The organism is Nocardia sputi, from assembly GCF_023501985.1.
In genome coordinates, this window is the sequence record NZ_JAMFLC010000009.1 from 233821 (window position 1) to 254119 (window position 20299).

Here is a 20299-nt window from a genome sequence, read left to right on the forward strand (position 1 = left end):
ATGTTCGCCAGGTCGAATCTATGGTCGGGTCCATGAAGGACGACGCAACAGCGGTTCGGCTCGGAACCGCCGAGGACGCACGGCACTACTTCGATGCGATCTGCGAGCTGTATGACGAAGCGTTCTCGGCACCTCCGTTCGTTTGGCCGGAGACCGAGTCGCAGCGTCATCGAGAGATGCTCAACGACATGATCACAAAGCCGGGTTTCGGCATCGCTCTAGCTGAATCATCAGACGCCCTAGTCGGATTCGTGTACGGAACCACCCTGACCACCGATACCGGTTGGTGGGAGGGGTTCCAGCAGCAGGTATCTCCGGACGTCACGCGTGAATGGCCTGGTAGGACCTTCGCTGTGATCGATCTCGCCGTTCAGAGGTCGGCGCGTCGACACGGCATCGGCCGCCGATTGCTGGACATTCTGCTCGATAGCCGATCCGAGCAGCGGGCGACGCTGGCAGTCCAGCCGCAGGCGGAAGACACCCAAGCGTTCTACCGGGCGATCGGTGGATGGCACCTGGTAGGGCGGCAAGACACACCAGCGTTCGTATCACCGGAGTTCGACATCTACATTCGGGAGTTGAGGAGTCCGTAGTCCGCCAGCAATTGGTCGAGCTCGCGCACGCACAGCGCATCCGACCACCGGGCAAGGTCTGATCGTGCATCGAAGATTATGCCGATGAGCCGGTCGGAGCGACACGACATTGCGAGTCCTGCCGCCTCGCCGATCACCTGTGCGGCTTCATCGATCTCCCGCGCCACGATGTGGGCGTGTGCCAGGTCGACGTAAGCTACCGCACGATTGCGGGTGAAGTCGTCGCCTATGAGAGCGAGTGACGATTCGGCCGCTTGCTGTGCCTCGGCCGCACGCCCGAGCCGGTACATGCAGTCACTTCGAAACGACAGCGACAGCCCTGGCCCATGGAAGTAGGCGATGGAGTCTTCCGCTGGCGGCGCATTGTTCAAGAGGGCGTCGGCGGCATCGAGTGCCGCGACGCATGCCTGGTGACGTCCTGTACCGGCGTAGGCGAACGCCGCGATGACATCGGCATACGAGCGAAGCAGGCCATCCTCTACCGGTCGTGCCCAATTCTGAGCAGCCACCGCGTGATCGATTCCAGTGCGCGGGGAGCCACGCCAGATGGCAAGGTAGCTCATGTTGCACAGGACCAGAGTCACCAGTGCGTCGTTGCCTGCCGCGTGCGCGGATTCGCGGGCCTGCTCATAACTCGAATTCGCGGAGTCGAACTCGCGCATATCGAACCGCATCCATCCCACCATCTCTGCGAGCTGGCTGTGGACAGTCAACAGTCGAGGTCGCAAGTGGTCCGGTGCTTCCCTTAGCAGCGCGGACGCGATGGCCAGCTGGGCAGTGACCACTGGAAGTACGGCGTATGGACCGTAAAGGTCCTCTTGTGACAGGGCGACCTTCATCGCAGTCTCGATATGGCCGATGGTGGCGCTATCGACGCGGCCAGGCTGGACGAGCACTTCACCGACCCGTCTTTGTTCGTCCGGGTCCAGACCCGCCAGAATTGCGGCGACAGCTGGCAATCCGCCGGAAACGCCACCGAACAGGCGAAGCAATTCACGTCGGTTCATTTCGACCCACGTCCTCAGTTCGGCATCCAGAGACGAGTGTAGGTGGCGCGTGGGTGACGAGGTGGCGATCACAGGCGCCATCGATGCGCCTTCGTTGTAGAACCGGTACGCCTGCTCGGGGCTGAGGCCTTCCAACACCGTGTCCATGGCGTCCGAGGACCGTGGGCTGAGCGCGGCTCGATTGCCTTGCTGTTCCCACTTTCCGACCGTGCGCACCGCACGCCCGCAGACTGCCGCGAACTCCTCCTGCGTCAGCCGCATCGCCGTACGAAGCGCCAGAACGTCAGCGCCGGTCCACTTGTCGATCATCGCTGGCCCCACCCTCACCTCGACGTGTCGAATACCGGAAGAGTAGGACCAAAATGCCTGCTGCGTACCTGTATTACGTCGCGTCGCCACCGGATGCTTGTGCTGCATCCGGTGCCGGGTCGATGCCGTTGCGCCCAACGGCACACCGATCGGCTGTGAGCGGCCGATCGGTGGCGCGTGCTCCTCGGCGTCGGGTGCTCATCACACCACGAGCAGGGAGATGCGGGGATGGGGTTGGAGGACACTCAGGTGCTGGTGCCGGTGCAGGCCGACACACCGTTGACGCGGTGCCACTTCTATCGTGAGACCTGCGGCCTACCGGCCAGAGTTCAACCCGAAATCGGAAGCATCATCGTGCCTGCGGGCAGCGTCGGCGCGATTACCATGCCTCATCAGCTCGGGGCTGCGGTGAAAGGCCGAATGCACGATTCGGGTGTGCGACTCGGGCCGATCGTTTCGCATCCACGCTCGAAACGATGGACTTTCCTGATCGTGCCGGACGTGCCGGACGAGAACCGGCTGTTCGCCGAATTGTTCCGGCTCAACGTTTCGGTGTCGCGCTTCGGCGCACAAATCGCATTGCCCTCACCAGGCGCGCGGCAGGCGGGATTCCGCGTCTGGGTGACACCACCACGCGACGCCTTCCGCCCATCCGGCATGGTCGTCATCGAGTCGATCCGAGCTTGCCGACCACAGCGCAGGCGGTGACGCCATGGACTCCCAATTGTCGCCGCGCCCCGAAGAAGACGACGTTCACCTGTCCATCCAATTCCACGATGTCCGTCTGGAGTTCGCCGCTTGCGCGACCGCGGCGTCGCGCTTCATACAGGACTGGCGTGCCTACCACTACCCGGACGCGGTGACCGTGGTCCCCGGCGACCCGGCCGGATTGCCACGTTTGCCGAATGAACGCCTTTACCTGGTGCCGTGACCACTGGGCCATTCGAGCGGCAACCACGGGCGCGAGCCGCGCAGGTAATGAAGGGAGAAGAACCGACGAGTCGCCTCATCCGCCCGCGTACGGTCGATCGGGGGACTGCTATTGCTCTGGTCATGTGGCGAGGAACGTTCTGATGGCTTCGTCGCTGGAGAGACGGTTGGCGCCCACGGTGACGTCGATCGCCGGGTAGTTTCTGCGTACGGCGTCGGCGATGGTGGTGAGGCGCTCGGCGACTACCGCGGGGTCGCGTAGCGACTCTTGCCGAATGCCCTCGAAGCCGGGGAACCCGTCGGCGACCAGGGTTACGTCGGGGTTGGAGATGATGTCGTCGTAGGTTTGGAATTCCACGCTGACGATCTTGGATGTGTCTACGCGGCCCGGGGTGGTGTATACGCGGTCGCTGACACCTTCGATGAAGTTGGCTGCCGAATGCCCCTCTTCTGCCATGGGATTCACCCGGATACGGTTGGCGTCGATACCCAGCACCATCCCCGCGGGATGGAACCGCATCGTGCCGTCCCGGACATCGGTCCAGCTCGTGATCGTTCCGTACACGCCGGCGATGTCACTGCCGTCGGTCAGGTAGACAACGTCTCCGGCGGTGCTGTGCGACGCTGTGCGTATATAGCCGTCCTCGGCTGCGGCTTCGTCGCCGCGAAAAGCCCTGGGAAACACTTGATCGACCTGCCACAGGCGTGCTCCGTTGTAGAAACGATCCGGCGGCGCGGACCCGGGTTCCGACAGCGGGCGGGGAAATGACGGGTCGCCGGTGTCGAAAGCGTGGCGCAACCCTCTGTCGGCGTGGGAAAGTGCTTCGGCAACACCCTGCGTTTCACGGGCGAAGGGCCTGACGCCGTGTTCGGCATCAGCTCTTGCAATCCTCGCGATTTCCCTGCTCAAGTGTTGGGCGAACTGGGCATATGCCCGTGCGACCACCTCGGATCTGATCAGCAAAACAACGCCCTCGGCCTGATCTCTGCAACTTCACCCTCTCAGGTGCAACTGGCCCGGGAACGTGCCATCGCAGCGCTCGGTCATCGGTAGTTCCTCGTCGGGCACGACCACGACATGAACGGCTACCATGTGACGATCGGCCATCGGGCCCCTCCTCGCGTTCCAAGGTCGGCCGAGAGAATGCGGCATCGGCGCATAGAACCCGCGTGGGTCCGCGCCCGCGAAACTCACACATGCGGGGACTCGGCGCTCTCACAAGGTACATCGCGCCGTTGGATGCCGAGAACGATTCGGCACCGTGCGTGCGCTGGTCCGCTCGGCCCGGAACAAGCACGGGCTGAACCGAGTTCAGGCTCAGGTCACCACCACGGGTCGGGCCGGTGGCGGTACCACTGGAGTTCGGATTCCAGTTGGGCTGCCAAGGAGATCAGCAGGGGTTCGGAGTTCGCCGTGCCCATCAGCTGCGCGCCTACGGGGAGGCCGGAATCGGTGAACCCGGCGGGGACGTTCACGCTCGGCCAGCCCAGAACGTTCCACGGCCAGGTGTACGGGCAGGCGGCGGTGATGAGGTTGTTGGTGGCGTTGACGCCGATGCCGTCGATCTCCTCGACGCGTGGCGCCGCAGTCGCGGTGGTGGGCGCGAGGACGACGTCGTAATCGCGGAAGAAATTGCCGATCCGCTTGTGCAGCAAGGGTTCCAGTCGTCGTGCCGCGTAGAGGGCGGGTCCGTCGAGCACGCGTCCGATCCTGGCGTTGGCGGCGGTGCGCGGATCGACCTCGAGGCCGGGCATCCGGTGGTACACCCGCCGGATGCCCGCGAGCGAACGCGGCAGGAACGAGGCGCCGATCATGAGGCCGTAGTGCAGGTCGGCAACGGTCACCGTGTGGCCGAGTGCGCGCAACGTATCGGCGGTGCGTCGCACGGCCTGCTCGACTCCGGGATCGAGCGCGGTTCTGGTGGCGGTGAACGGGATGCGGAGCGACAGGGCGATTCGTAGCTTGCCCGGGTCACGGCCGACGGCATCGGAGGCGTGGATCGGGTCCGGTGTGTGCAGGTCTCCGTGGTGCGGGCCGGCCGCCGCGTCCAGCAGCAGCGCCGCGTCCGCGACCGTGCGCGCCAGCGGGCCGTTCACGGTGAGACCGTAGAACGCCTCGGCCTCCGGCCAGGTCGAGATCCGCCCGCGCTGTGGCTTGATGCCGACCAGGTTCGTCCACGCCGCCGGAATACGGACCGAGCCCGCGCCGTCGGAACCGAGGGCGGCGGGCACCAGACCGGCCGCGACGGCCGCCGAAGCCCCGCCGGAGGACCCGCCCGGCGTCCTGGTCCGGTCCCAGGGATTGCGGGTGTGTCCGAACGACACGGCGCTGGTGAACGGCCACTGCCCGAGTTCGCAGGTATTGGTTTTCCCGACGATCACCGCGCCCGCGGCTCGCAGGCGCCGGACCGATTCGGCGTCTCGGGTTTTCGGCGCGAAGTCGCCACCGCATCCGAACGCGGTCGGCTCGCCCGCGACATCGGTGTCGTCCTTCACCGCGACGGGCACGCCCAGCAGCGGCAGCCGTTCCCCGGCGGCCAGCCGTCGGTCGGCGTCGGCGGCCTCGGCCAGCGCTCGCTCGCGGCGCACGATCCGGAAAGCGTTGAGCGTGCCCTGTGCGGCGTCGATCCGATCCAGCGCGCCGCCGACCGCAGCGGTCGAGGTGATCGCACCGCTTGCGATCGCGGCCGCCAGTTCGGTCAGCCCCAGTTCCCGCGTGTCGGGTGCCTGGGCCGGATCGGACACCGTCATGTGAGCTCCGTCTCGTCGTGGTCGAAAAAACCGTAACGCCAACCTGGTCATGCGTCCATAACGGTGCCGGGAAATCCACCCTGGGTAGGAGGCATACATACCGTATGTATGTAAAAGTGGTGAGGAATCGCAACGACTCGGAGGACTCATGGCAACCAGCACATCACTCGGCCGCACCCACGAGGTGGATCTGCCCGGCGGCCGCATTCGCTATCACGACATCGGGGAGGGCGCTCCGGTCGTCTTCGTGCACGGTCTGCTGGCCAACGCGGACCTGTGGCGCAAAGTGGTGCCCGGGGTCGCCGCGGCGGGGTACCGCTGCCTCGCGCCGGACTGGCCGCTCGGCTCGCACTCGATCCCCCTGCCGCATGCGGATCTCACCCCGAGCGGGGTCGCCGATCTCGTCGCCGCGTTCCTCGAACGCCTCGACCTCACCGATGTCACCGTGGTCGCCAACGACACCGGCGGCGCGATCACCCAGATATTGCTTACGCGCGACCGGTCCAGGATCGGCCGCGTGGTGCTCGCCGCGGTGGACAGCTACGAGGGCTTTCTGCCACAGCCGTTCACGGCGCTTCCGATGCTGGCGAAGCTCCCCGGCTCGATTCGCCTCTTCACCGAGGCGCTGCGTATCCGCGCGCTGCATCGGCTGCCGTTGGCTTTCGGCTATATCAGTAAGCGGCCCATCCCGCCCGAGATCATGGACTCCTACCTGCTGCCGAGCCGTAACTCTGCCGCGATCCGAAAAGATCTGCGGCGTTTCCTGACCTCGGTGCACCGGCGGTACACGCTGGAGGCCGCGCGCCACTTCGCCGCCATCGACACTCCGGTACTGCTGGCTTGGGCGCGCGAGGACCAGGTGTTCCCGGTGTCGTTCGCCGAACGCCTGGCCAGGGACCTGCCGAACGCGACGTTGCGGCTCATCGATGACTCCTACACCTTCCTGCCGGAGGATCAGCCCGAGTTGCTCGCGGAATCGATCCTGGAGTTCACTCGGCTGCATGCCACGCCGTAGCCAGGAAGACCGCTCGCGCGCGACCAGGGCCGCGCTCGAACAGGCGGGACGCCGCCTGTTCACCGAGCGCGGTTTCGCGGGAACCTCGGCCGAAGAGCTGGTCACCGAGGCCGGGGTCACCCGGGGCGCGCTGCACCACCACTACGGCGACAAACGCGGGCTGTTCCTCGCGGTGCTGGAGCAGATCGAGGTCGAGACCACCGCGGAGATCGAGAACGCCATCGCCGCGGTCGATCCCGATGACGTGATGGCCGGCATGGCGGCAGGGCTCGGTCTGTTCCTGGAGATCTGCCAGCGACCTGCGATGCTGCGGATCGCCCTCACCGACGCCCCCGCGGTGCTCGGCTGGCAGGCTTGGCGCGAATTCGAAGCCGCTCACGGCCTCGGCCTGATCACCGCGCAACTCGAGCGCGCCCGCGCCGCCGGATTGATCGCCGACGCCCCCGTCCCGGTACTGGCCCAGCTCATCGTCAGCGTGATCAGCGAGGCCGCTTTGATCGTCGCGCACGCCGACGACCCCGCCCTCGCACGCGCCCAGACCCAGGCATCAGTGCTGCTCCTCATCTCCGGGCTCCTGCGCCCGACCGGCTGATCGCCGCCTGCACGGCATACATCCGCGCCGGCTCGCCACAAGGGGGCCGCGAACACCCAGCGATGTAGACGCGGCAACTAGACTCACCACGTGCGTTTGTATCGGGACGAGGCGGTAGTGGTGCGCCAGCACAAGCTGGGTGAGGCGGACCGCATCGTCACGCTGCTCACGCGGCAGCACGGCCTGGTGCGCGCGGTCGCCAAGGGGGTGCGGCGCACCAAATCGAGGTTCGGGGCACGGTTGGAACCGTTCTCCTACATCGATGTGCAGCTGCACCCGGGGCGCTCGTTGGACACCGTCACCCAGGTGCACACGATGGAGGCGTTCGCCGCCGACATCATCGACGACTACGGGCGCTACACCACCGCGTGCGCCGTGCTGGAGACCGCCGAACGCCTGGCAGGCGAGGAGCACGCGCCCGCCCCCCGGCTGCACGCGCTCACCGCGAGCGCACTGCGCGCCATCGCGGCCAAACAGCGGCCGCACGAACTGATCCTGGACGCATTCTTGTTGCGCGCCATGGGTTTCGCGGGCTGGGCGCCCGCCTTGGACGAATGCGCCAAGTGCGCGACGCCTGGTCCGCATCGAGCCTTCCATGTCGCGGCAGGCGGCGCGGTGTGCGTGCATTGCCGTCCACCGGGCGCGGCGACGCCCGCCCCCGGCGTGCTCGACCTGCTGGTGGCGCTGTTGCGCGGGGAATGGGAGCAGGTCGAGGCGACCCCCGGCGCGGTGCGCAGACAGGCCAGCGGGCTGGTCGCGGCGCACTTGCAGTGGCATCTGGAACGTCAGTTGCGGACTCTGCCGCTGGTCGAGCGGTCCAAGGACACGGCCGGAGGAAGTTCGTCTGTGGCCGCCCCGGATCGACCGGAGGCCCGGCAGCCGCTTACTCCACGAATCGAAGCTCTACCTGGGGCAGCTCGATCATGACGCGGGCGCACACCGCGCGATGCCAGGTGGCCGGGTAGCGGGTGTCCGGTTCGTGCTTGCAGTAGTCGTCGTTGGTCCGGTAGGTGTGCAGGCGGGGCGAGATCTCCCCGGCGTCGATGGCGTCGACCATGGCCTCGATCACCTGCTCGGTCTCGTCCGCGATGGCGGCGAGTTCGCGAGCCACGGTGTCGGGAATCTGGAAGGCCCCCTTCTCCCAGCGCTCGACCGTGCGCTCCGCGACCGCGAAGAACCGCGCGCACCAAGGGACCGGAAGGCCGAGTAATTCACGTGTGGCCCGGAAACCTGCCGCGGTCCCGGTGCCTGGTAAATCGGTCACGTACGAGAAACCCCTCCCCAGTATCACGATAGGGAAAAGAATAAGTCACCCGTGCCGGTGGGAACCGCGGAATTCGTCAGGAAGCAACGTGGCGGTAGGGGCTGCGGAGGCGATCAGGCAGGATGGATGCCGTGATCCTCCGCCGAGACTCCGCCGCCGCGACCGAGCCCAAGCCCGCGGGCGTCCGCCCGCCCGCGCCGCATCCGTCGGGAGCTCGGCCGCCGCAGTTGCCGCCGGAACTGGTGCCCAACCATGTCGCGCTGGTCATGGACGGCAACGGGCGCTGGGCCCAGGAGCGCGGGTTGCCGCGCACCGCCGGGCACGAGCGGGGGGAGGCGGTGCTGATGGACACCGTCGAGGGCTGTATCGAGATCGGCGTCAAGTGGCTGTCGGCCTACGCGTTCTCCACCGAGAACTGGCGGCGCAGCCCCGAGGAGGTGCGCTTCCTCATGGGCTTCAACCGCGACGTGATCCGCCGTCGTCGTGACGAGATGCACGAGATGGGCGTCCGTGTGCGCTGGGCCGGACGGCGACCGCGCCTGTGGCGCAGCGTGATCAAGGAATTGGAGATCGCCGAGGAGCTCACCGAGGACAACACGGTGATGACGCTGACCATGTGCGTCAACTACGGCGGCCGTGCCGAAATCGCCGACGCCGCAAGGGAGATCGCGCGCCGGGTGGCAGCGGGCGAGATCGATCCGGAGAAGGTCACCGAGGCGACGGTGGCGAAGTACCTCGACGAACCCGACATGCCGGACGTGGATCTGTTCCTGCGTCCATCGGGTGAGTTCCGCAGCTCCAACTTCCTCATCTGGCAGTCGGCGTACGCCGAATTCGTCTATCAGGACACGCTTTTCCCCGATTTCGATCGGCGCAACCTGTGGGAGGCCTGCCTCCAGTACGCGTCGCGTGACCGCCGCTTCGGCGGCACCAAGTGAAGGGTGAGGCGAACATGGACGCAGCGGTGACACCGGACCGGGAACTCCAGGCGCGGGCCGGAGCCTGCCTGTCGAGCTACGGCATAGACGTGCGCGTCGACCCCGAAGGGTCGCTGGGATTCGAATACGAGGGAGCGCTGTCCTCGTTGCGCGCGGTGAATCTCGCGCCGGGGTTGGACGTGCTCAGCCTGACCTGCGTGCTGGCCTGGGACCGGCCGCTGAAACCGCAGCTGCACAAGCGCGTCGCCGAGCGCAACAACTCGCTGCAGTTCGGTTCGATCACCGTGATCGGCCACGGCAAGCTCGCCGACGTCATCCTGCGCTACACCTTCCCCGCCGCGGGCCTGGACGACCAGGCCCCCACCACGATGCTGCTGCTCGTGCTGTCCAACGCGGGCCGCGCCAGGCAGGGTTTGCTGCCCTGACCCGCGGTCAGCTGCTTTCGCCTGCCGCCGCGATGGCGGTTTCGCCGTAGGGGAGCAGGATGCGCACGCCGCGGGCCAGCGTCTCCGGATCCAGATCCTCGAGGATGAGGTGCTGGAGGATGAAGCCCGGCAGCAGGCCGATGATGGCCTTGGCGACGGCATCGACATCGGCGTCTTCGGGTAGCCAGCCCTTGTCGCGCATGCGTTCGGCGTAAGTCACCCACAGCGCGCGCATCGCGAACATCGTCTCGCGCACCATCACCGCCGCCCCTGGGTGCACCAGGGCCAGTGCCCAGGCTTGCGGCGCCAGCCGCACCGGTCCGTCCGGCCCGCTGCGCCGTACGACCTCCTCGGCGATCATCATGATCAGTTCGGCGGGCGTGGGCAGCGGCTCGCGGTTGATCGCGTAGTCCATGGCCACGCGCAGGGATACCGTCGTCTGCGTGGCGAGCGCTGTGATCAGCTCGTCTTTGCTCTTGAAGTATCGGTAGACCGCGCCGGCCGAGAGTCCCGATTCCGCGAACACGTCCTGCATGGACGTTTCGTGGAACCCCTTACGGGCGAAGCAGCGCCGCGCGGCGTCCAGGATCTGCTGTTTGCGGCGTTCCAGGTGCTCTTCGCTGACTCGGGGCATGCTTCAAAAATAAAACGAATATTCGTTCTTGACAACCCGTCGAACTGCGTGTCACGGTAAGGCCACCATCAAAGAGAACGAGCATTCGATTTTTGGGAGAAGGCCATGAACACCACACAGCGGGCGTTCGCTCTGGGCTTCGGCGCCGCCCTGCTTCAGGCGCTGATGCTGATCGCGTTCGCCTGGCCCGCGGCCAACATCGCGCCCCGTGACTTGCCGCTGGCCGTCACCGGTCCGCAGGCCGGGATGGTCACCGGCAAGCTCGCCGAGCACAATCCGGGCGCCTTCGAGATCACCACGCCCGTGGACGAATCCGCCGCGCGCGCCGCGATCGAGAACCGCGAGGTCTACGGGGCGATCGTCACCGGCGACGGACCGCCGCGTGTGCTGGTTGCCTCCGGGGCGAGTCCCGCCGTCGCTCAGCAACTCACCCAGATCGGGCAACAGCTCTCCGGCGCGCCCACCGCCCGGGTCGAGGATGTGGTGGCGGCCGACTCGGACGATCCGCGCGGAGCGGCGTTCGGCGCGATGGTGCTGCCGCTGGTCATGGCGGGCATCGCGGCGGGAGTGCTCCTGGCGTTGCTGATTCCCGCGGTCGGCGGCAAGGTGATCGGGCTGGTCACCTTCGGCGTCGTCGGCGGATTGCTGAGCATGGCGATCGTCCAGGGTTGGCTGTCGGTGGTGCCCGGCTCCTACCTGGAGCTCGCCTCGGTTGCCGGGCTGGTCTCGTTCGCGGTGGCAGGCTCGGTGGCCGGGCTCGCCGCCGTGATCGGTCGCGCGGGTATCGGCCTCGCCGCGCTCCTCATGCTGCTCATCGGCAACCCGTTCTCGGCGGCCACGTCGGCGCCGGAGCTGTTGCCGCAGCCGTGGGGCGTCATCGGGCAGTTGCTGCCGCCCGGCGCCGCCGCCTCGCTGCTGCGCTCGGTCGCGTTCTTCGACGGCGCTGCCGCGACCGGTCCGCTCGTGGTGCTGCTGGTCTGGAGTGCGATCGCGTTCGCGCTGCTCGGCGTGGCCGCGCTGCGCGGTCGTCCGGCCGAGAACCCGGCGTCGGCGCCGGACCCGGTCCCGGTGGGCTGAATGGAGGCACCGGCAGAGGGCCGTTCTCGAAGGGGAACTGCCCTCTGCCGGTGCTGAGCGGTGCGGAAAGTGAGTGTTCGAGTGACCCGGCCGTCGGGGTGCCGGGTCACTTTCGCGTGTGGCGACAGCGGGCAGGCCCGATCGTCACATCAGGGGGGATCGGATCGAGTCGCACTCCCGCATGCGCAGGAACGAGCCGGGCGGATCGCTGCGACCTGCGGCTCGAAGCGTGGAACGCGGCCGACGCGCGCGTCGTGCGGCCGCGTCGCAGCGGTGGTCGGTCACCCGTTGCGTCGGCGTGCCGTCCCGCAGGACTTACAGGTCCCGAACACCTCGAGCGTGTGGCTGATCTCCGTGAAGCCGTGCTCGCCGGCGATCGCTTCGGCCCAGGCCTCCACCGTCGGGCCCTCCACTTCGACGGTGCGGCCGCAATGCCTGCACACCAGGTGGTGATGGTGGCCGGTGGAGCACTGGCGGTAGACCGACTCGCCGGAGTCGGTGCGCAGCACGTCGACCATGCCCGCGTCGGCCAGCGACTGCAGGGTCCGGTAGACCGTGGTCAGGCCGATGCCCTCGCCACGTTTGCGCAGCTCGTCGTGTAGGTCCTGCGCGGAGCGGAACTCTTCGATGTCACCGAGCAGCGCGGCGATGGCGCTGCGCTGCCTAGTGCTGCGGATACCGACCGGTTTCTGTGGAGCGGCCGTGTTGTCTGGCACGAATCACCCTTCCTCGGCGTGCGCGACGGCGTCGACGACGATGTGCGCCAGATGGTCGTCGACGAGTTCGTAGAGCACCTCGCGACCCGAACGCTCACCGTGCACGACACCGGCGGCCTTGAGGATACGCAGATGCTGACTGACCAGTGGTTGCGTGACCCCGAGCGCGTCGACCAATTCGTGCACACAGCGCGGCGACTCGCGCAACTGCAGCACGATGGCAATCCGAACCGGCGCTGCCAACGCCCGCAACAACTCGCCCGCGTCCTCCAGTACGGTGCGTGAGGGAACGGGCGCCGGGCCGGGCGACCGGTACGGGTTGTGCGGCGGTGCCGCGGCGGTCTCGGCGGTCATGTCACCAACTCCTTAATGGAAAGCATTACCAGTTTGCATATGCACAGGTATGCATGTCAAACGGGCGCGCCGGAAGATCGGCTGTCGAGGGGTTGGATGTGCGGTCGAAATCTGGTCGGGCAGGGTCTATAGGCTATAGCCGACCCGTTGAATGTGATCTATTCACGTGAATACATTCAACTCAACTGATCCGACTCGCAGTGGATGGAGAATTCTCGCGTGGCACCCAAGTCGAAGGTGGACACCGTTGCCAACCTCGCCAAGCGCCGGGGTCTGGTGTACCCGTGCGGTGAGATCTACGGAGGCACCAAGTCGGCGTGGGATTACGGTCCGCTGGGTGTCGAGCTCAAGGAGAACATCAAGAAGCAGTGGTGGCGCGCGATGGTCACCAGCCGCGAGGACGTCGTCGGTCTCGACTCCTCGGTGATCCTGCCCCGTCAGGTGTGGGTCGCCTCCGGCCACGTGGGCGTGTTCAACGACCCGCTGGTCGAGTGCCTGAACTGCCATCACCGCTTCCGGCAGGACCACCTGCAGGAGGCGTACGCGCTGAAGAACAAGATCGATGATCCGGACACGGTCTCGATGGAGCTCATCGCGTGCCCGAACTGTGGCACCGTCGGCCGCTGGACCGAGCCGCGCGATTTCAACATGATGCTCAAGACCTACCTCGGCCCGATCGAGTCCGAGGAGGGCCTGCACTACCTGCGCCCGGAGACCGCTCAGGGCATCTTCGTGAACTTCGCCAACGTGATGACCACCGCGCGCAAGAAGCCGCCGTTCGGCATCGCGCAGATCGGCAAGAGCTTCCGCAACGAGATCACCCCGGGCAACTTCATCTTCCGCACCCGCGAGTTCGAGCAGATGGAGATGGAGTACTTCGTCAAGCCGGGCGAGGACGTGGAGTGGCACAAGTACTGGATCGAGACGCGGTTCTCCTGGTACACCGATCTCGGCATCGCCGCGGAGAACCTGCGGCTGTTCGAGCACCCGAAGGACAAGCTCTCGCACTACTCGGCGGGCACCACCGACATCGAGTACCGCTTCGGCTTCCAGGGCAACGAGTGGGGTGAGCTGGAGGGCGTCGCCAACCGCACCGACTTCGACCTGAAGACGCACTCCGAGCACTCCGGAACCGAGCTGAGCTTCTTCGACCAGACCACCAACGAGCGCTACATTCCGTACGTCATCGAGCCTGCGGCGGGCCTCACCCGCTCCCTGATGGCCTTCCTGGTCGACGCCTACGCCGAGGACGAGGCGCCCAACGCCAAGGGCGGCGTGGACACCCGGACCGTGCTGCGCCTGGATCGCCGCCTCGCGCCCGTGAAGGCGGCGGTGCTTCCGCTCTCGCGCAACGCCGATCTCACGCCCAAGGCCAAAGACCTGGCCGCGCAGCTGCGCAAGAACTGGAACGTCGAGTTCGACGACGCGGGCGCCATCGGCCGCCGCTACCGCCGCCAGGACGAGATCGGCACGCCGTTCTGCATCACCGTCGACTTCGAGACGCTCGACGACCAAGCGGTGACCATTCGTGAGCGCGACAGCATGACCCAGGAGCGCATCGCGCTGGACAAGGTCGAGGGCTATCTCGCCCAGCACCTGATCGGCGCCTGATCCCGGTGCGGCGCTCCGTGGTCGTGATCGGCCGCGGAGCGCTGTCGTTCAGCGGCTCTTCCCGCGGGTGACGATGCCGATCGTGGTCGGAATGAGCAGCGCCAGACCCCACGGCACCGCGACCCAGAACGGCCAGAAGTAGCCCGCGCCGGTGGCCAGGTAGATCGCCACGCACAGCGCGTTGACGAACACCCACGGCGTCCACATGATGATGATCCACTGGGGAATGCCGGTGCCGCGCGCCGGTCGCGATTCCCGTTGTGCGGGAAGGTCGGACAGTAATGGCGTGAGTTCCCCATAGGTCTTGGCGGCATACACCTGTTGCAGCCGTTCGTCGAATTCGGGCAGCGTCAGCCTGCCCTCGTTCATCGCATGCCGCAGTTGGTCGACGATCTTCTCGCGATCGGCGTCGGATGCCCGCACGTGGTCCTTGCTCACGGGGTCAGCCTAAGTCACCCGGGTGGTCGCGCCGGGTGATCTGCGGTGGCAATGTAATTCGGTCTCGCCTTCGATGAATCAGCTGGGCACGTCCCAGAACGCGAGTTCGTGTCGCAGCCCTTCGCCGAACAGCTCCTTCGCGCGCACCGGGTCGGCGCCGGATTCATCGATCATCTGGGCGCATCGACGGGCGAGGGCGGCGAATCCCGGATCGGCGTAGGTGTCGACCCAGCGGCGGTAGCGCGGTTCGGCGGGCGGGCGCAGCGCCAGCCGCGCGCCGAGCGTGGAGTACCCCCACATGCACGGGTAGAGGGCGGCGAGGCCCTCGCCGTAGGACGCGGCGGAGTCCAGAAGAAACGCCGTGTACGCCGCGCACGGCGCGCCTTTGACGGCGCCGTCGAGATCGGCGCCGAATTCGGCGGCCAGCGAACGATGCAGCGACAGTTCGTCGTGGTAGGTGGCGTGCGCGAGATCGACCAAGTCGCCGAGATGGGCTGCAGGCGCCTGCCAGGCGAGGCGGGCGAACACTCGGACGTAGTCGAGCAGGAACAGATAGTCCTGCTCCAACCAGGACCGGAAAACCGATTCGGGCAAGGTGCCCTCGGCGATGCCCACCACGGTGGGATGGGCCAGCTGCTCCTCCACCGAAGCCAGGCCGATCTTCTCCAACTCTGCCGCGAGACTCATACCGGCAGTCTTCCTCATCCGCCCGCCCGGTCGGTTTGCACCTGTGTCCGCGGTGCCGCACCCTTGCGAGGTGTTGTGGGATGAGGACGCGCTGATTCGGGTATTGGCGCCGTCGGAGCAGCGGTTCGTGCGGCATGGCACCTACACGGGCCGGTCGGTGTCGGTACGGGGAGCGCTCGACGTGACAGCGCTGCGCGAGGCATTCGCGACGCTGCGGCGCGCGTATCCGGTGATCGGCTGCCGCATCATGGAAGGTGTTGCGGGACAGGGATATCTGCTCGCCGCAGACCAGCGGGCATGGGCTCCGGTGTCCGTGCGGGAGGGTGACGTGGCGGCAGTCGGCATCCCCGCCGCGGATCCCGCGGTCCAGTTGGCCTATCTGGAAGTGGCGAGGGCGAGCGCGGAGGAATGGCGTGTCACGCTGTTCGCTCACCACAGCGTCGCCGATGCCGGGCACTGTGTCGAACTGCTGTCGCGACTGTGGGACTTCTACACCGGCATAGTCGAAGGCGGGCGGACGAGCGTTGCCCCACATGAGATTCCGCAATCCTTGGAGTGGCATGTCGCGGCGCGCGGCATCTCCCGGGCAGCGGTCTCCGGCTTCGAGGACGTGACCAAGCCGCTCCCGCCGGAAGCGAGGGACGCGCCATCCGACGGTGCGCAACCCGCGCCGAGCACGCTGGCGCGCCCGCTGCGTGTGCGGCTGGATCGCGCCGCCACCGCGCGCATCATCGACCTCGGGCGCAAGACGGGCGTGACGGTGAACGGCCTGCTCACCGCCGCACTGCTGCGCGCCCACGCGCGCGAGACCACCGGAGGCGCGACGCCGCTGGGCTGCTTGTATCCCGTGGACCTGCGCAGCCGGTTGACGCCGCCGGTCGCCGCCGCGGCGGGCACCAACATGGCGGGCATGGCCTCCTTCGCCGCGGAGGTGGATCCGGCGGCCGACTTCCTCGAACTCGCACAACGCATTTCGGCCCGGCTGGCGCACGATCTCGCCGAGGGCGTCGTGCGGCAATCGGTACTGCATTTCCCTGACTTCTACGGCGTGACAAGGCGGCACTCGCTCGCCGGACATATCGCGGTGACCAACACCGGCGTCGTTCCTGCGTTCCGCCTCCCGGCTGGTCTCGAGTTGACCGACTACGAGATCGTCTACCTCTCCGCGCATCCCCGTCCCTCCGCGGGCGCGTCGGCGGCGGTCACCTATCTCGTCTACACCTTCGCCGGTGAGCTGACCGTCGGCGTGCTCGGTGGCGGCGCGCACGCCGAAGGCCTGCTCGCGGCAGTGCGGGCCGAGCTGACCGCTCTCGCGGCGGTCTGCGCGGGCTGATCCAGGCGGGCACGCAGAGGCATCGTGGCGGCCGAGCGTTACGGCCGCCACGACGCGTACCTATTTCGGCTGAATGGGCTCCTGCAACTCGGTGACCCAGCCCGCGACGTCCTCGGTGTAGACCAAATGCACCTCGCGGCTCGGACCGGTGATGCGATAGCCGTTCTCGTCGATCCAGCGTCCGAGCGCCTGCCAGGGTTCCAGGACCAGGTCCATGCTGCCGCGATGCACCACGGTCGCGGCCTGGTCGATGGCGGGCAGGTCCACCACCGCGAAATCGTGCTCGCCGTCCGGATCGAGGTCGACCGGCATCGCCGCGTGGGCGAGCATCGTGCCGTCGGCGCGTTCTTCGTAGTAGGCGATGCCGGAACCGACGGGTGCGACCTGGGCACGCTCCAGCCGCTCGCACAGTTCCTCGAACAGCGGACCGATCACCGGTCCGACCGACCCGGGTTCGAAATCGGCTGCCACACCGGTCAATTCGGCTACTCGAACGGCGGGAACGGATTTGATCACCACATCGTGGGCAGGCATGCAGTCCTCCTTCTCGATGATGCGGAGTCTCGTCTCGACCTGGGTCAGGCGGGCGCGGTCGCTGGTGATGCGCTGCTCGAGCTCGGCGCGGCGGAGCATGAGCATGCCGCGCAGTTCGGCGCCGCCCACCCGCTCGTCCAGGATCCGGCGCACCTGTTCCAAGGTGAAGCCGAGATCCTTCAGCGCGACGATGCGATTGAGCCGTGCCAGTTGTCCCGCGTCGTAATAGCGGTAACCGCTCGTGGGGTCGACCCGGTCCGGCCGCAACAGCCCGATCGCGTCGTAGTGGCGCAGCATGCGCACCGACACCTGTCCGTGCCTGGCGAAATCTCCGATACTCAACATGACGAGTCCTGGTCTACGACCTCACACGGTGTCCGGGTCAAGCCGCGTCAGAATCGTCCGCCGCGACCGATCCGCCGCGAGCCGGAGGAACCGCCGAACGAGCCGGGGCTCCACCCGCCCCCGGAATGCCGAGCGCCGCCCGCCGCCCCGCGGAGCAGTCCTTCGAGCAGGATCCCGCCGAGCACAGCCCCGGTGTGGACGCCGCCGGAGGGAGCCCGCTGCGCCTCCCATGCCCGCACGCTCGCCTGAGCCGCGTGCAGCGCTCGCCCCGCCAGCTCCGCCGCCGTCCCCGCGCGCCGCAGTGCCTCGACCGGATCGCCCGCGCTCAGCCGCTGCGCCTCGTCGAGGTTGCGCTGCGCTTCGGAGAGCCGGGTGCGCGCTTCGGCGTCGACGCCGCCGCGACGTGTGGTGACGTAGTCGGCGGCCGCACCGATCCGGGTGTGCGCGTCGGTGAGCGTCCGGTCGAGCCTGCGGCGCAGGTCCTCGGCGGCGAGTTTGCGGTCGGTGGCGGCGGCGAGGGCACGGTCCAGCTCGGCGTCGGCGGTGACCGCGTCGTGGAAGGCGCCCAGCGGGTCGGCGCCTCCTGCGGACGTCGCCTTCGTCAGCGCCGACTGCGCCGCGGTGCGAGCCTCCGCCAGATCCGGCCCGCCGTAGCCGGAGAGCTCGTCGGCGGCATCGATGTCGCGGCGCAACTCCTCCAGCACACCGGGAAGGCCGTCGCGGGCTTGCTGGATGGCGCTCGACGCGTTGTCGACCGCGTCGAGCAAGGCGCGGGCCTGACCGATCGCGGCTTCGGCGGAACGAATGGCGGCGACCGCCGCGCCCTGCTTGCCGACCGGCTGGGCGAGTGCGTTGTGCCCCGCATCGATGTTCTGCTCCGCGAAGGCGATTCGCTCACGGGCCATCCGGACGTTGTCCTCGATCGGCGCGAGGATACCGGCCGGATGGATGGCGGCGAGCCGATCGAACTCGGCCTCCGAAGCGGGGATCCGTGCGATGACGTCGACGACGTCCCTGGTGAGCATCTCCAGCCGAGCCGAGGCGTCGAGCAGCAGATCGCGCATGGCGTCGAATTCGGCGACCTGCGCGTCGAGGTCCCGGTCGGCGCGCCCCACCGTGCCGATCAGGTGGACCAGCAGCGACCGCTGTTCCTCCGGCGTCTCCTGGAAGGCGTCGTCGAGGCGTTGCCGGATCGCGAACGCCTCGGCGGCAGCGGCCTTCGCGTTGTCGAGGGCGGTGCGGAAGACAGTGGTGGCGGTGGCGCCGAACTCGCCCGTGGCGAGGTCGAGTTCCTCGCCGCTGGTGCGGATCGCGTTGTCGATCTCCACCAGCGCCTCGCGCGAACGGGCGTGCAGCGCCTCCACCGGCAACGCCGACAGCGCCGCGGAATTCTCCGGATCCAGTTGCCGCGCCGCCGCCAGCTCGGCCTCGAACCGGTCGCGGCGCCGTTTGCGCGCGTACCAGACGAGGCCGCCCGCCACCAGAACGACCAGCAGGCCGAGGACGAGCAGAGCGCGCAGGCTCACCCCGCCACCGCGCATCGCCGCGTTCAGTCCGTCTGCCGTCGCCACTGCGGCGTCGGCCCAACGGCCGTCGCGCAGGGCGGGCTCGACCTCGCTGATCAGGATGCCGTCGAGTTCGGCTTCGCGGACGCCGCTGGGCAGCGCGCCCTCCAACCAGTACGCGCGGTCCTGCGTGGCGACCGCGAGCAGCAGGTCCCGTTCGCCGAACCCGGACAGCGTGGCGGTGCGCCGGGCCCACTCCTGCGGGGCGAGCCCGTCGAAGCCGCGCACGTACACCACCCACAGCCGGATCTGCTGGTCGGCGTAGAGCTGGTCCACCGCACTGCGCACCCGATCGCGCTGACGCTCGTCGAGCGCGCCGGCCGAGTCCTCCACGTAGGTGTTCATCCGCGGCGGAGGTTCCGCCGCGACCATCGGAGCGACCAGCAGGGCGATCGCGGCCAGCAGGACGCTGATCGCGAGCGAGCGAGCGAGGCGGATCCGCGGCGGCAGTGACATGGCACGAATCTAGCTCGCTAGCATCGTCTCGTGATCACCATCGATCGCTCCTACAGCGGCCACGTGTCCCCGGATTCGAACCCGCAGCAGCGCGAGGTCCCCGGCGCACGCATCGTCAAGATGTCCGTCGGCGGCATGGACAACAACTGCTACCTGGTGCAGTGCACCGGCACCGGGGCCGCTTTGCTCATCGACGCCGCCAACGAGGCGCCGCGCATCGCGGCGCTCCTCGAGCAGGAGGCGCCCGGGCAAGTCCAGCTGATCGTCACCACGCATCAGCACCGCGACCACTGGATGGCGCTGCGGGAGACCACCGCCGCCACCGGTGCTCCCACCGCGGCCCATCCGCTCGACGCCGACCCGCTCCCGGTCCGCCCCGACCGGTTGCTCGCAGAGGGCGACACCGTCACGGTCGGCGACTTGGTCTTCGAGGTCATCCACCTGCGGGGTCACACACCGGGTTCGATCACCCTCGCGCTCACCGACGGGGCGGGACGCACCCACCTGTTCACCGGGGACTCGCTGTTTCCCGGCGGCGTCGGGCGCACCACCTCGCCGGAGGACTTCACCACTCTCTTCACCGACGTCTCGGCCAAACTCTTCGACTGCTACTCCGACGACACCGTCGTCTACCCCGGTCACGGCGACGACACCACCCTCGGCACCGAACGCCCCCACCTCCCGGACTGGCGTGCGCGCGGCTGGTGAACCGTCGTCCTCGCACG

General features: G+C 67.8%; 22 protein-coding genes and 1 pseudogene. 12 read left to right on the forward strand and 11 right to left on the reverse strand.

From position 1 onward, the window contains the following. The first annotated feature begins 32 nt into the window (after window positions 1-32). A complete protein-coding gene (locus M8859_RS15180; RefSeq protein ID WP_249644415.1) occupies window positions 33-593 on the forward strand; it encodes a GNAT family N-acetyltransferase in 561 nt (186 codons plus the stop codon). Here M8859_RS15180 and M8859_RS15185 read toward each other — a convergent pair. After that, a complete protein-coding gene (locus M8859_RS15185; RefSeq protein WP_249644416.1) occupies window positions 566-1909 on the reverse strand; it encodes a helix-turn-helix domain-containing protein in 1344 nt (447 codons plus the stop codon). The genes M8859_RS15180 and M8859_RS15185 overlap by 28 nt on opposite strands. A 228-nt stretch (window positions 1910-2137) precedes the next feature. Here M8859_RS15185 and M8859_RS15190 point away from each other — a divergent pair, with 228 nt between their 5' ends. Continuing rightward, on the forward strand, window positions 2138-2617 hold the full coding sequence (locus M8859_RS15190; protein ID WP_159929064.1) for a DNA-directed RNA polymerase subunit beta: 480 nt from the start codon (window positions 2138-2140) through the stop codon (window positions 2615-2617). Window positions 2618-2621: 4 nt separating this feature from the next. Next, window positions 2622-2840, forward strand: a complete 219-nt coding sequence (locus M8859_RS15195) for a hypothetical protein (protein ID WP_249644417.1) — start codon at window positions 2622-2624, stop codon at window positions 2838-2840. Between the two features lie 120 nt (window positions 2841-2960). On the opposite strand, the gene M8859_RS15200 is transcribed toward M8859_RS15195, so the two are convergent. Together M8859_RS15200 and M8859_RS15205 are read right to left on the reverse strand one after the other, a co-directional pair. Next, window positions 2961-3638 carry a hypothetical protein gene (locus M8859_RS15200; RefSeq protein WP_195070050.1) on the reverse strand — a complete coding sequence of 226 codons (678 nt, stop codon included), beginning with the start codon at window positions 3636-3638 and terminating at the stop codon, window positions 2961-2963. 524 nt (window positions 3639-4162) lie between these two features. Next, entirely contained in the window at window positions 4163-5590 is a 1428-nt protein-coding gene (locus tag M8859_RS15205) for an amidase (RefSeq protein WP_159929058.1), read from the reverse strand. 148 nt (window positions 5591-5738) lie between these two features. Between M8859_RS15205 and M8859_RS15210 the strand changes: the two genes are divergently transcribed. From M8859_RS15210 to recO, 3 genes and pseudogenes are all read left to right on the forward strand, one after another. After that, window positions 5739-6605: an alpha/beta fold hydrolase gene (locus M8859_RS15210; protein WP_249644418.1), complete on the forward strand. Its 867-nt coding sequence runs from the start codon at window positions 5739-5741 to the stop codon at window positions 6603-6605. Further along, window positions 6592-7197 (forward strand): TetR/AcrR family transcriptional regulator, encoded by a 606-nt coding sequence (locus M8859_RS15215; RefSeq protein WP_195070053.1) that lies wholly within the window; start codon window positions 6592-6594, stop codon window positions 7195-7197. Before M8859_RS15210 ends, M8859_RS15215 begins: the two co-directional genes overlap by 14 nt. 90 nt (window positions 7198-7287) lie before the next feature. Beyond that, window positions 7288-8017: pseudogene (recO, locus tag M8859_RS15220) on the forward strand (DNA repair protein RecO); the annotation flags it as partial. A 63-nt stretch (window positions 8018-8080) separates the two neighbouring features. On the opposite strand, the gene M8859_RS15225 reads toward recO, so the two are convergent. Next, the gene (locus tag M8859_RS15225) at window positions 8081-8461 is read right to left on the reverse strand and encodes an Aca2/YdiL-like domain-containing protein (RefSeq protein ID WP_159929050.1); all 381 of its coding nucleotides are present in this window, start codon (window positions 8459-8461) and stop codon (window positions 8081-8083) included. 122 nt (window positions 8462-8583) lie between these two features. On the opposite strand from M8859_RS15225, the gene M8859_RS15230 reads away from it, so the two are divergent. Together M8859_RS15230 and M8859_RS15235 are read left to right on the forward strand one after the other, a co-directional pair. Further along, a complete protein-coding gene (locus M8859_RS15230; protein WP_159929048.1) occupies window positions 8584-9399 on the forward strand; it encodes an isoprenyl transferase in 816 nt (271 codons plus the stop codon). 14 nt (window positions 9400-9413) lie between these two features. Then, window positions 9414-9824, forward strand: a complete 411-nt coding sequence (locus M8859_RS15235; RefSeq protein WP_249644419.1) for a hypothetical protein — start codon at window positions 9414-9416, stop codon at window positions 9822-9824. A gap of 7 nt (window positions 9825-9831) precedes the next feature. On the opposite strand, the gene M8859_RS15240 is transcribed toward M8859_RS15235, so the two are convergent. Next, a complete protein-coding gene (locus M8859_RS15240; protein ID WP_159929044.1) occupies window positions 9832-10458 on the reverse strand; it encodes a TetR/AcrR family transcriptional regulator in 627 nt (208 codons plus the stop codon). A 105-nt stretch (window positions 10459-10563) separates the two neighbouring features. On the opposite strand from M8859_RS15240, the gene M8859_RS15245 reads away from it, so the two are divergent. Beyond that, window positions 10564-11535: a hypothetical protein gene (locus M8859_RS15245; protein WP_249644420.1), complete on the forward strand. Its 972-nt coding sequence runs from the start codon at window positions 10564-10566 to the stop codon at window positions 11533-11535. A gap of 281 nt (window positions 11536-11816) precedes the next feature. Here M8859_RS15245 and M8859_RS15250 read toward each other — a convergent pair whose 3' ends face one another. After that, complete coding sequence (locus tag M8859_RS15250; protein WP_159929040.1) at window positions 11817-12251, reverse strand: Fur family transcriptional regulator; 435 nt, start codon at window positions 12249-12251, stop codon at window positions 11817-11819. 3 nt (window positions 12252-12254) lie between these two features. After that, window positions 12255-12605, reverse strand: coding sequence for an ArsR/SmtB family transcription factor (locus tag M8859_RS15255; protein ID WP_159929038.1), 351 nt, complete (start codon window positions 12603-12605; stop codon window positions 12255-12257). A gap of 219 nt (window positions 12606-12824) precedes the next feature. Between M8859_RS15255 and M8859_RS15260 the strand changes: the two genes are divergently transcribed. After that, a complete protein-coding gene (locus M8859_RS15260; protein WP_159929036.1) occupies window positions 12825-14216 on the forward strand; it encodes a glycine--tRNA ligase in 1392 nt (463 codons plus the stop codon). A 48-nt stretch (window positions 14217-14264) separates the two neighbouring features. Here the strand turns inward: M8859_RS15260 and M8859_RS15265 are convergent, their stop codons facing one another. Together M8859_RS15265 and M8859_RS15270 are read right to left on the reverse strand one after the other, a co-directional pair. Beyond that, complete coding sequence (locus tag M8859_RS15265) at window positions 14265-14654, reverse strand: DUF1707 domain-containing protein (protein WP_223517581.1); 390 nt, start codon at window positions 14652-14654, stop codon at window positions 14265-14267. A 78-nt stretch (window positions 14655-14732) separates the two neighbouring features. After that, the gene (locus tag M8859_RS15270; RefSeq protein WP_159929032.1) at window positions 14733-15341 is read right to left on the reverse strand and encodes a TenA family protein; all 609 of its coding nucleotides are present in this window, start codon (window positions 15339-15341) and stop codon (window positions 14733-14735) included. Between the two features lie 70 nt (window positions 15342-15411). On the opposite strand from M8859_RS15270, the gene M8859_RS15275 reads away from it, so the two are divergent. Next, complete coding sequence (locus M8859_RS15275) at window positions 15412-16674, forward strand: phthiocerol/phthiodiolone dimycocerosyl transferase family protein (protein ID WP_249644421.1); 1263 nt, start codon at window positions 15412-15414, stop codon at window positions 16672-16674. 60 nt (window positions 16675-16734) lie between these two features. Here the strand turns inward: M8859_RS15275 and M8859_RS15280 are convergent, their stop codons facing one another. Continuing rightward, window positions 16735-17553: a MerR family transcriptional regulator gene (locus M8859_RS15280; protein WP_249644422.1), complete on the reverse strand. Its 819-nt coding sequence runs from the start codon at window positions 17551-17553 to the stop codon at window positions 16735-16737. Between the two features lie 47 nt (window positions 17554-17600). After that, the gene (locus M8859_RS15285; RefSeq protein ID WP_249644423.1) at window positions 17601-19574 is read right to left on the reverse strand and encodes a TPM domain-containing protein; all 1974 of its coding nucleotides are present in this window, start codon (window positions 19572-19574) and stop codon (window positions 17601-17603) included. A gap of 30 nt (window positions 19575-19604) precedes the next feature. Between M8859_RS15285 and M8859_RS15290 the strand changes: the two genes are divergently transcribed. Then, entirely contained in the window at window positions 19605-20282 is a 678-nt protein-coding gene (locus tag M8859_RS15290; protein WP_249644424.1) for an MBL fold metallo-hydrolase, read from the forward strand. Window positions 20283-20299 lie beyond the last annotated feature (17 nt).

Coding starts and splice junctions, on each gene's coding strand:
- M8859_RS15185 (WP_249644416.1), bottom strand. CDS start 1,909: ATGATCGACAAGTGGACCGGCGCTGACGTTCTGGCGCTTCGTACGGCG.
- M8859_RS15280 (WP_249644422.1), bottom strand. CDS start 17,553: ATGTTGAGTATCGGAGATTTCGCCAGGCACGGACAGGTGTCGGTGCGC.
- M8859_RS15215 (WP_195070053.1), top strand. CDS start 6,592: ATGCCACGCCGTAGCCAGGAAGACCGCTCGCGCGCGACCAGGGCCGCG.
- M8859_RS15205 (WP_159929058.1), bottom strand. CDS start 5,590: ATGACGGTGTCCGATCCGGCCCAGGCACCCGACACGCGGGAACTGGGG.
- M8859_RS15270 (WP_159929032.1), bottom strand. CDS start 15,341: ATGAGTCTCGCGGCAGAGTTGGAGAAGATCGGCCTGGCTTCGGTGGAG.
- M8859_RS15230 (WP_159929048.1), top strand. CDS start 8,584: ATGGATGCCGTGATCCTCCGCCGAGACTCCGCCGCCGCGACCGAGCCC.
- M8859_RS15190 (WP_159929064.1), top strand. CDS start 2,138: ATGGGGTTGGAGGACACTCAGGTGCTGGTGCCGGTGCAGGCCGACACA.
- M8859_RS15235 (WP_249644419.1), top strand. CDS start 9,414: ATGGACGCAGCGGTGACACCGGACCGGGAACTCCAGGCGCGGGCCGGA.
- M8859_RS15240 (WP_159929044.1), bottom strand. CDS start 10,458: ATGCCCCGAGTCAGCGAAGAGCACCTGGAACGCCGCAAACAGCAGATC.
- M8859_RS15210 (WP_249644418.1), top strand. CDS start 5,739: ATGGCAACCAGCACATCACTCGGCCGCACCCACGAGGTGGATCTGCCC.
- M8859_RS15195 (WP_249644417.1), top strand. CDS start 2,622: ATGGACTCCCAATTGTCGCCGCGCCCCGAAGAAGACGACGTTCACCTG.
- M8859_RS15255 (WP_159929038.1), bottom strand. CDS start 12,605: ATGACCGCCGAGACCGCCGCGGCACCGCCGCACAACCCGTACCGGTCG.
- M8859_RS15285 (WP_249644423.1), bottom strand. CDS start 19,574: ATGTCACTGCCGCCGCGGATCCGCCTCGCTCGCTCGCTCGCGATCAGC.
- M8859_RS15180 (WP_249644415.1), top strand. CDS start 33: ATGAAGGACGACGCAACAGCGGTTCGGCTCGGAACCGCCGAGGACGCA.
- M8859_RS15245 (WP_249644420.1), top strand. CDS start 10,564: ATGAACACCACACAGCGGGCGTTCGCTCTGGGCTTCGGCGCCGCCCTG.